The organism is Sphingobacterium sp. NGMCC 1.201703, assembly GCF_047784615.1.
Classification (GTDB): Bacteria; Bacteroidota; Bacteroidia; order Sphingobacteriales; family Sphingobacteriaceae; genus Sphingobacterium.
The window spans coordinates 251,875-261,136 of the sequence record NZ_JBLOHD010000010.1 but is presented as its reverse complement, the minus strand read 5'-3'; the positions used below and the strand labels follow the sequence as shown (position 1 = coordinate 261,136).

The 9,262-nt window shown below is 39.2% G+C and carries 13 protein-coding genes; 1 reads left to right on the top strand and 12 read right to left on the bottom strand.

What is annotated here, in order from left to right; translation table 11 throughout:
• The first annotated feature begins 10 nt into the window (after positions 1–10).
• Positions 11–484, top strand: coding sequence for an Lrp/AsnC ligand binding domain-containing protein (locus tag ACK8HY_RS19820; RefSeq protein ID WP_046674894.1), 474 nt, complete (start codon positions 11–13; stop codon positions 482–484).
• Between the two features lie 34 nt (positions 485–518).
• Here ACK8HY_RS19820 and ACK8HY_RS19815 read toward each other — a convergent pair whose 3' ends face one another.
• The 12 genes from ACK8HY_RS19815 to infA all read right to left on the bottom strand — a co-directional run bounded on the left by ACK8HY_RS19815 (position 519) and on the right by infA (position 9,247).
• On the bottom strand, positions 519–1,583 hold the full coding sequence (locus ACK8HY_RS19815; protein ID WP_077438105.1) for a M20 family metallo-hydrolase: 1,065 nt from the start codon (positions 1,581–1,583) through the stop codon (positions 519–521).
• On the bottom strand, positions 1,573–2,379 hold the full coding sequence (gene proC / locus ACK8HY_RS19810) for a pyrroline-5-carboxylate reductase (RefSeq protein WP_077438106.1): 807 nt from the start codon (positions 2,377–2,379) through the stop codon (positions 1,573–1,575). Before proC ends, ACK8HY_RS19815 begins: the two co-directional genes overlap by 11 nt.
• A 27-nt stretch (positions 2,380–2,406) precedes the next feature.
• Positions 2,407–3,204, bottom strand: coding sequence for an acetylglutamate kinase (argB, locus tag ACK8HY_RS19805; RefSeq protein WP_077438107.1), 798 nt, complete (start codon positions 3,202–3,204; stop codon positions 2,407–2,409).
• Positions 3,205–3,255: 51 nt separating this feature from the next.
• Complete coding sequence (locus ACK8HY_RS19800; RefSeq protein ID WP_077438108.1) at positions 3,256–4,218, bottom strand: acetylornithine carbamoyltransferase; 963 nt, start codon at positions 4,216–4,218, stop codon at positions 3,256–3,258.
• A gap of 141 nt (positions 4,219–4,359) precedes the next feature.
• On the bottom strand, positions 4,360–5,505 hold the full coding sequence (locus tag ACK8HY_RS19795) for an aspartate aminotransferase family protein (RefSeq protein ID WP_077438109.1): 1,146 nt from the start codon (positions 5,503–5,505) through the stop codon (positions 4,360–4,362).
• A 157-nt stretch (positions 5,506–5,662) separates the two neighbouring features.
• Positions 5,663–6,169 (bottom strand): 50S ribosomal protein L17, encoded by a 507-nt coding sequence (gene rplQ, locus ACK8HY_RS19790; RefSeq protein ID WP_077438110.1) that lies wholly within the window; start codon positions 6,167–6,169, stop codon positions 5,663–5,665.
• Between the two features lie 130 nt (positions 6,170–6,299).
• Positions 6,300–7,292, bottom strand: a complete 993-nt coding sequence (locus ACK8HY_RS19785) for a DNA-directed RNA polymerase subunit alpha (protein ID WP_077438111.1) — start codon at positions 7,290–7,292, stop codon at positions 6,300–6,302.
• 96 nt (positions 7,293–7,388) lie between these two features.
• The gene (rpsD, locus tag ACK8HY_RS19780) at positions 7,389–7,997 is read right to left on the bottom strand and encodes a 30S ribosomal protein S4 (protein ID WP_077438112.1); all 609 of its coding nucleotides are present in this window, start codon (positions 7,995–7,997) and stop codon (positions 7,389–7,391) included.
• A gap of 60 nt (positions 7,998–8,057) precedes the next feature.
• Complete coding sequence (rpsK, locus tag ACK8HY_RS19775; RefSeq protein WP_046674885.1) at positions 8,058–8,447, bottom strand: 30S ribosomal protein S11; 390 nt, start codon at positions 8,445–8,447, stop codon at positions 8,058–8,060.
• A 10-nt stretch (positions 8,448–8,457) separates the two neighbouring features.
• Complete coding sequence (gene rpsM, locus ACK8HY_RS19770) at positions 8,458–8,835, bottom strand: 30S ribosomal protein S13 (protein ID WP_077438113.1); 378 nt, start codon at positions 8,833–8,835, stop codon at positions 8,458–8,460.
• Between the two features lie 30 nt (positions 8,836–8,865).
• Positions 8,866–8,982 (bottom strand): type B 50S ribosomal protein L36, encoded by a 117-nt coding sequence (gene ykgO / locus ACK8HY_RS19765; protein ID WP_013665024.1) that lies wholly within the window; start codon positions 8,980–8,982, stop codon positions 8,866–8,868.
• Between the two features lie 46 nt (positions 8,983–9,028).
• The gene (infA, locus tag ACK8HY_RS19760) at positions 9,029–9,247 is read right to left on the bottom strand and encodes a translation initiation factor IF-1 (RefSeq protein ID WP_002997456.1); all 219 of its coding nucleotides are present in this window, start codon (positions 9,245–9,247) and stop codon (positions 9,029–9,031) included.
• Positions 9,248–9,262: the final 15 nt, after the last annotated feature.

Sequence of the window (9,262 nt, the reverse complement as noted above, 5' to 3'; positions counted from 1 at the left end):
CCCATTGTTAATGGAAAATCAATATGCAAACTATGATCTAGACAATTTGGATATCCAAATCCTGTCTATTCTAATGAACGATGCTTCTATTCCTTATACTGAAATAGCGAAAAAACTAATCGTATCAGGTGGTACCATCCACGTTAGAATGAAGAAGATGGAAGAGTTAGGTATCATCAGAGGTTCAAATCTCATTATCAATCCCCAAAAAGTTGGATTTGACATCACTGCCTTTCTCGGTATCTATCTAGAAAAAGGTTCACAATATGCAGATGCGGTAGATAAACTGAAAGAAATCAAAGAAGTGGTTGAGTTACATTATTGTACTGGCCAATACAGTATTTTTGCAAAAATTATCTGTAGGGACACTGTCCACCTCAGAAAAGTATTGAACGAAGATATCCAATCTGTACCTGGTATCCAGCGTACAGAGACAATTATCTCCCTTGAAGAAAGTATTAAGCGTCAGATCAGCTTAGTCTAGTATAAAAAAAGCTTCCAACAGTTGGAAGCTTTTTTTATACGATCTTTTGTAGCATAGCTATATACAAATCAATTCCTTCTCTAATTTCATCAATATAGATAAATTCATCCGCCATATGCGATCTTGCACTATCCCCTGGCCCCAGTTTTAACGAAGGAACCGGAATAAGCGCTTGATCACTCATCGTCGGGGATCCATATAATTTACGGCCCAGCGCAATTCCCGCCTGTACAATAGGATGTTCTTCGGGAATAGAAGAAGATTTTAAACGAGTAGATCGAGCCGAAACTTCCGAAGATACATGAGATTTGATAATCGCTAGGGTTTCCTCATTGGTATAAGCATCCGTTGTGCGCACATCAACGACAAAATTACAGCTAGCAGGTACTACGTTGTGCTGTGAACCCGACTGAATCATTGTCACGGACATTTTTATGGGACCCAAAGTCGCGGATGTTTTTTCAAAAGCATAATCTTTGAACCATTGAATATCACTTATCGCTCTATAAATTGCGTTATCCCCCTCATCACGTGCAGCATGGCCTGCAATTCCGATCGCATTACAGTCCAATACCATCAAACCTTTTTCCGCAATAGCTAAATCCATCAGGGTCGGCTCGCCGACGATGGCAAAATCTATAGGTCCGATATCCTCGAGTACAGATTCAATGCCGTTTCTGCCCGAGATTTCTTCCTCGGCGCTCGCAACCAGACAAAAATTATAGTTTAGGTCAGCCCGTTCATAAAAATGTAAGAAGGTTGCAATCAGTGAGACCAGACATCCGCCAGCATCATTACTACCCAAGCCGTAGAGCTTCCCCTCTTCTTCCGTCGGAGCCAATGGATCGCGGGTGTAACCAGGGTTAGCCTTCACTGTGTCATGGTGCGAATTAAGCAGGATAGTTGGCTTATCCACCGCGTAATGCTTATTATATACCCAAACATTATTGCCCTTTCTAAAGGTTTTGACGAGCCGTTCTTTGAAAAATTCCTCAATCTGGTCAGCTGTTCGTATTTCCTCACGGCTTAGAGAGGAAAGAGCGATCAACTTTTTCAATAAAACTAAGCTATCTTTGAATAAGCTATCCTTATCCTTCATGATATAATCCTCCTGCTTTATCCGCAGACAATTTTATCCCTTTAATAAAAGCTGAACTAAAACCATTATGTTCCATTTCGTTCAACCCAGCAATGGTACATCCCTTTGGCGATGTTACCTTATCAATCTCCCCTTCCGGATGCGCATTTGTATGCAACAATAAATCTGCAGCTCCCTTAGCGGTCTGAACAGCCATTTTTAAGGCGTCATGCGCATGGAAACCTATTTCAACCCCACCTTGTGACGCAGCGCGTATAGCACGCAGGAAAAAGGCTATTCCACAAGCACACAAGGCAGTTGCTGAAGTCATCAGGTCTTCATTTATAATGACAACCGATCCTACGGTCTCAAACATCTTTTCTACTTCAGCAAGACTACCATCTGAAGCGTGATCACTTGCGATACAGGTCATCGATTGAGCAATAGCGATTGCCGTATTTGGCATAGCACGTACTACCGTCGCATCCTCACCCAATACCGCTTTAAGGTCAGCACAGGAAACACCAGATACGATAGAAACAAAAATCTGATTTTTCTTGTCTATTTCGGGAGCGACCTCAACCAGTACCTTTTTTAATTGCTGTGGTAATATTGCAAAAACAACAATATCAGCGCCTTTAACAGCAGCTTTGTTGTCATTACTTACAGAGAAACCCTGGCTTGCCTCCTCAGACAGTGCGTTCAGATTTCTGCGGGTCAATGTAATATTGGCAGCACTGGCAAATTCGCTTTTTACAAGCCCTTTTGCCAAGGAGAGACCGATATTGCCACTTCCGATAATAGTGACCTTTTTCATAGTGGGGTTTAGATTTAGATTACATGATTATTTTAATGTCAAACAGGTGCCAAACTGCCCTTGTTGAAATAGATGTAAATTATTGGCATGACCAATATACACCTCTTGTACACCTTTATTTATTGCATTAAATGCATTTTGTAGTTTTGGTATCATACCATCGTTGACGACGCCCGAATCTTTAAGATATTCAAATTCCTCGTATTTAATCGTTGGTATCACTGAATTCTCATCCGTTACATCCCGTAATACACCATTCTTTTCGAAGCAATAAACCAATGAAGTTTCATATAATGAGGACAGAGAGACTGCCAAAGAAGATGCGATGGTATCTGCATTGGTATTGAGCAACTGTCCCAAACCATTATGTGTGATAGCAGAGAATACCGGAACAAATCCTGCTTCTAAAAACTTCTTTATCGCCAATGTATTTACCGAATCATGCAATAAATCTCCAACAAAACCATAGTCAATATCTTTAACGGGACGTTTTATAGCCTTAATCACATCCCCATCTGCCCCCGATAAGCCAACAGCATCGCATTTCAATTTTTGTAATTTAGCAACTATGGTCTTATTTGTTAGTCCAGCATATACCATTGTCACTATCCTCAGCATATCCTCATCAGTTACCCTGCGGCCTTCTACCATTTGCGCCTGCAAACCAAGCTCACTCGCCAAACGTGTTGCAATTTTACCTCCGCCATGGACGAGGATCTTCTTCCCGGACAATGCGGAAAACTTCTCTAAAAAAGAATCTAACAGACCCTCATCATCGATAATATTTCCGCCAATTTTTATAATATTTAATACACTATTAGCCATTACGCAACTTTTCCCAAATAAAAATAGTTTCTCAATAATCGAAGACCGAACTTATACCAGATCTTCCAGCATTCGCTTTAAAACAACCTGTGCCGCCCAGACACGATTACTAGCCTCTTTAATAACCAATGAGTTTGGTCCATCCAAAATCTCAGATGACAACTCCAGATCCCGTCTTACGGGCAAACAATGCATGACCTTGGCATCATTTGTCAAAGACAACTTTTCATTATCCATCATCCAATCTTCATCTACCGTATACACCTCACCATATTCTTGATAGGATGACCAGTTCTTCACATAAACAAAATCAGCGTTTTTTAGACTTTCATTTAAATTTGTTGAAATTGTCGCCCCCTTCGTAAAATCCTTGCTGAGCTCATACCCCATAGGCTGTGCAATGGTAAACTCCACAAGACCTTCTTCCTGTGCCTTACACATCCATTCCGCAAAAGAATTCGGTACTGCTTGTGGCAAAGCTTTCACATGTGGGGCCCAAGCCAATACCACCTTTGGTTTCACGGTCTTCTTATGCTCAGTGATGGTAATGATATCCGTCAAACTCTGTAATGGATGACGGGTGGCACTTTCCAAAGAAACTACAGGTACACCACAGTATTGAATAAATTTATTAAATAAATCCTCGCTGTAGTCCTCCTCCCGGTCTTTTAATTTCGGAAAGGATCGTAAGCCAAGGATATCGCAATATTCTCCCATGACTGCTGCTGCTTCGCGGATATGTTCAACAGTACTGCCATTCATCACGACACCGTCTTGCGTTTCTAGGGCCCAGCCATCCTTGTCCATATTCATGACCATTACATTCATACCCAAGTTCATTGCTGCTTTTTGGGTACTTAGACGTGTACGCAAACTAGGATTTAAAAACACAAGACCCAAGGTCTTATTTTTACCAAGATCTCGGTTATCATATGGTGCTGCTTTTAAAGCTAACGCCTCTTGGACAACCTCTGCTACACTGGATACGTCCTTTACAGAGAAAAACTTTTTCATCTATATAAATCATTTATGTGGGTTTTTACTATGGCACAACGCGCCGTGCTCCCCACTTTGTTCATGTATGCTGTTGGAATAACAATGATTGATCCGCTATGATATCAGGGATCAATCATTGCTATTATTTCATCTATTATCTTAGGCGATTGCAACCGCTTTTATATGTTCTTTTAATGCCAATAAAAATTGATCAGCATGTTCTTTGGTTATATTCAATGCTGGTAGCAATCGAATAACGTACGGTTTTGCCTCACCTGTAAAAATACGATTCTTTAACAGAAGATCTTTTTTCACATGCGCTAATGAAGCTGGAAGTTCTATTCCGATCATTAGCCCTCTCCCTCTTACTTCTACGATCTCTTCGATTTTCTTCAGTTCGTCAATTAGGTACTGTCCTACAAGTTGTGCATTCTCCATCAGGCGATCTTGTTGAATGACCTCCAATACAGCTAGCGCAGCGGCACAAGCCAGGTGATTACCTCCAAACGTTGTCCCCAAACTACCATGTGAAGCTTTAAACTTAGGGGAGATACTGATTGCTCCGATAGGAAAACCATTTCCCATCCCTTTTGCCATCGTATAAATATCTGCATTTACGCCGGAATAGTCCTGGGCATAAAACAGACCTGTTCTTCCGTAACCACATTGGACCTCGTCCGCAATAAATACAGCATTATATTGGTCACAAAGCGAACGGATCAGCTGGAGGAAACTGATCGACGCCTCTCTGATTCCGCCTACCCCTTGAATGCTTTCGATAATAACAGAAGAGATTTCTTCGCCATAAGCAGCAAATGCTTCTTCTAAAGCTGTCTCATCATTGAACGGAAGGAAAACAACGTTCTCGGTTTCATTAACAGGTGCAACTATACTTGGATTGTCTGTAGCAGCCACCGCTAATGAGGTCCTACCATGAAAAGATTTAGAAAATGCGATGATTTTCTTTCTCTTATTATAGAAAGAAGCAAGCTTCAAAGCATTTTCGTTTGCTTCAGCACCAGAATTACAGAGAAATAAGTCATAATCAACCTTACCAGATACTTCGCCCAGCAATCGTGCAAGTTCACGCTGAATTGGAATTTCAACAGAATTAGAGTAGAATCCGATACGATTCAATTGCTCTGTAATACGTTGTACATAGTGTGGATGCGTGTGTCCGATCGATATCACGGCATGGCCACCATACAAGTCCAAATAAGCATTTCCTTCGGCATCCCACACCGTAGATCCATTAGCTTTAACTATGTTAATAGGATTAATGGGATAAACATCAAATGGTTTCATCTTAATGAATTATAGATTGATAAACGAAATAGCTTGTAATAGAAAAAGCTATCAGATTTTAGCATTACAAATATATCAGTTATAACGGTAGGAATGGTCATAAAATAAAAAAAGTCCTCTTAAAAAGAGGACTTTTTCTATGATAACGGGAACAATATTATTCTCCGTCAACTTTTTCTTCACCTTCTACTTCAGCTTTTACTTCAGCAGGAGCTTCAGTTTCAGCAGGAGCAGCAGCTTTTTTAGCACCACCACGACGACGAGTAGCTTTTTTCTCAGCAGCAGCAGCTTTTTTACCGTAGATTTCGTTGTAGTCAACTAACTCGATGAAAGCCATTTCAGCGTTATCACCTAAACGGTTTTCCATTTTGATGATACGCGTGTAACCACCTGGACGGTTAGCTACTTTTTCAGAAATTTCGCGGAACAAGATAGAAACTGCGTCTTTATCTTTCAAATAAGCGAATACTGTACGACGAGAGTGTGTTGTGTCGTTTTTAGATTTAGTAATCAACGGCTCAACGTATGTACGCAATGCTTTAGCTTTAGCCAAAGTAGTTGTGATACGTTTGTGTAGGATTAATGATGTTGCCATGTTAGCCAACATTGCTTTTCTATGGCTATCCGTACGGCCTAAGTGATTTACTTTTTTTCCGTGTCTCATTTTGATTTTATTATACTATATATACCGTTCTTGCTTTACCTAAACTGTCAGATTTTTCAAAGGCAACTGCCCGTATCATCCGGCTGTCCGTTTCAAGAGGAATTACATATAGTGGTCGCTTAATAAATTATTATTCTTCGTCTAATTTATATTTCGCTAAGTTCATTCCGAATGATAAACCTTTCGATTTAACCAATTCTTGGATTTCGCTTAACGATTTTTTACCGAAGTTTCTGAATTTCAACATATCCGCAACGTCGTAAGTTACCAACTCAGCTAACGTACGAATGTCAGCAGCTTTCAAACAATTCAATGCACGCACTGAAAGGTCAAGGTCTACTAATTCTGTTTTCAGAATCTTACGCATGTGCAAGATCTCCTCATCGACAACTTTAGTTTCTTCTTTTGTTTGAGACTCAAGAAGCATATTCTCATCCGAGAATAAGATAAAGTGTTGAATTAAGATCTTAGCAGCCTCTTTCAAAGCTTCTTCGGGGTGAATTGAGCCATCTGTAGAAATATCCAACAACAATTTCTCGTAGTCAGTCTTTTGCTCTACACGGTAATTCTCAATGGTATATTTAACATTCTTGATCGGAGTAAAGATCGAATCGATAGCGATAACACCTACTGGAGCGTCAGTCACTTTATTCTCATCTGCATTTACATATCCACGACCTTTAGCAATACTCAATTCCAATTCAATTGTCACTGCGTTATCCATGTTACAGATTACTAAGTCTGGATTTAAGACAGTAAAGTTATTAGAGAATTTTGTGATATCACCAGCTAAGAATTGTTCTTGACCATTGATTACTACAAATACCTTTTCGTTGTCGCCAATCTCACCTGTTTTTTTGAAACGGATCTGTTTCAAGTTCAAGATAATTTCAGTTACGTCTTCAACAACACCTTTGATCGTTGAAAATTCGTGCGAAACGCCAGAAAACCTTATCGACGTAATTGCATATCCTTCTAACGAGGACAATAGAATACGGCGCAAAGCATTACCAATGGTTACACCAAAACCAGGCTCCAATGGACGAAATTCAAACGTACCATCAAAATCCGTAGATTTCTGCATGATAACTTTATCCGGTCTTTGAAATGCTAAAATTGCCATTTATTTTCTTTTAATGTTTTATTTGTAATAATAATTGTAATACAATAGAAAGATGCATAACCCAGAATTGGACTATGCATACTTCTATTTTATTTATTATTTAGAGTATAACTCAACGATTAAGTTCTCTTTAATGTTTTCAGGAATATCAGCTCTTTCTGGATAGCTTAAGAAAGTACCTGTCAATTCTTTCGCATTCCACTCTAACCAAGAAAATTTGTTTACAGTACGACCTGCAACTGAATTTGTGATGGCTTCAAGTGTTTGAGAACGTTCACGAACTGCTACAACGTCACCTGGACGCAAGCTATATGATGGAATGTTAACAACACTTCCGTTAACAGTAATGTGTTTATGAGATACTAACTGACGAGCAGCAGCACGAGAAGTAGCGATACCTAAACGGTAAACTACGTTATCTAAGCGAGCTTCCAATAATTTCAAGAAGATCTCACCTGTAATACCTTGTTTAGAGGCAGCTTTAACAAATAAGTTTGAGAACTGACGCTCCAATACACCATAAGTGTATTTTGCTTTTTGTTTTTCTAACAACTGAATAGCATATTCAGATTGTTTACCTCTGCGTTTAGAAGCTCCATGTTGTCCAGGAGGGTAATTTTTCTTTTCTAACGCTTTATCTGGGCCGAAGATCGGCTCTCTAAATTTACGGGCAATTTTGGACTTAGGTCCTGTATATCTAGCCATTTTCTTTTACAATTAAAGTATCTATCAGCCTATAGCCGATGAATCTTATCTTTAAATTAATTAAACTCTTCTGCGTTTTGGAGGACGACAACCGTTGTGAGGAAGTGGAGTGATGTCTTTGATAGTAGTCACATCGATTCCTACAGTTTGTAATGTTCTGATTGCAGATTCACGACCAGCACCAGGTCCTTTAACAAACACTTCAACTTTGCGTAGACCCAAGTCATGAGCAACTTTTCCACAGTCTTGCGCAGCTTGACCAGCAGCATATGGAGTGTTCTTTTTAGAACCACGGAAACCCATTTTACCAGCACTAGACCAAGAAATAGTTTGTCCTTGATTATTAGTCAAAGTTACAATGATATTGTTAAACGTTGCGTTAATGTGAGCCTGACCTACAGGTTCAATAACAACGATACGCTTTTTTGCAGCTTTTTTAGTTTTAGCCATTTCTTATTTATTATTTAGTAGCTTTTTTCTTGTTTGCAACTGTCTTACGTTTACCTTTACGAGTACGTGAGTTGTTTTTAGTACGTTGACCACGAACTGGTAAATGTTTACGGTGACGCAATCCACGGTAACAACCGATATCCATTAAACGTTTGATGTTCAATTGAATTTCTGAACGCAATGCACCTTCTACTTTCAATTCATCGTTGATGATGCTACGAATTGCTGCCAATTGTTCATCATTCCACTCTTGTACCTTCACATCTTCGCTGATACCAGCTTTTTCCAAGATATATTGAGCTCTTGTACGACCGATACCAAAAATATAGGTAAGGCCGATCACACCTCTTTTGTTTTTAGGTAAATCAATACCTGCTATCCTTGCCATATAATATTAAGCTATTATTTTTTTAATGAATTAACCCTGACGTTGTTTAAACTTAGGATTCTTTTTGTTGATTACAAAAACTTTACCTTTACGACGGATGATCTTACAGTCCGCGCTACGTTTTTTTATTGATGCTCTTACTTTCATGATATTTATTTTTTCAAAAGCTTGCGCTAAGTAAAAAGGCTTACGACTATTTATAGCGGTAAGTAATCCTTCCCTTAGTCAAATCATACGGAGACATTTCCAATTTAACTTTATCCCCAGGTAAAATTTTGATATAGTGCATACGCATTTTACCAGAAATATGGGCAATGATTTCATGTCCATTTTCCAATTCTACCCTAAACATAGCATTAGAAAGTGCCTCTCTAATTATACCGTCTTGTTCTATTGAGGCTTGTTTAGCCATATATTCTCGATTAAA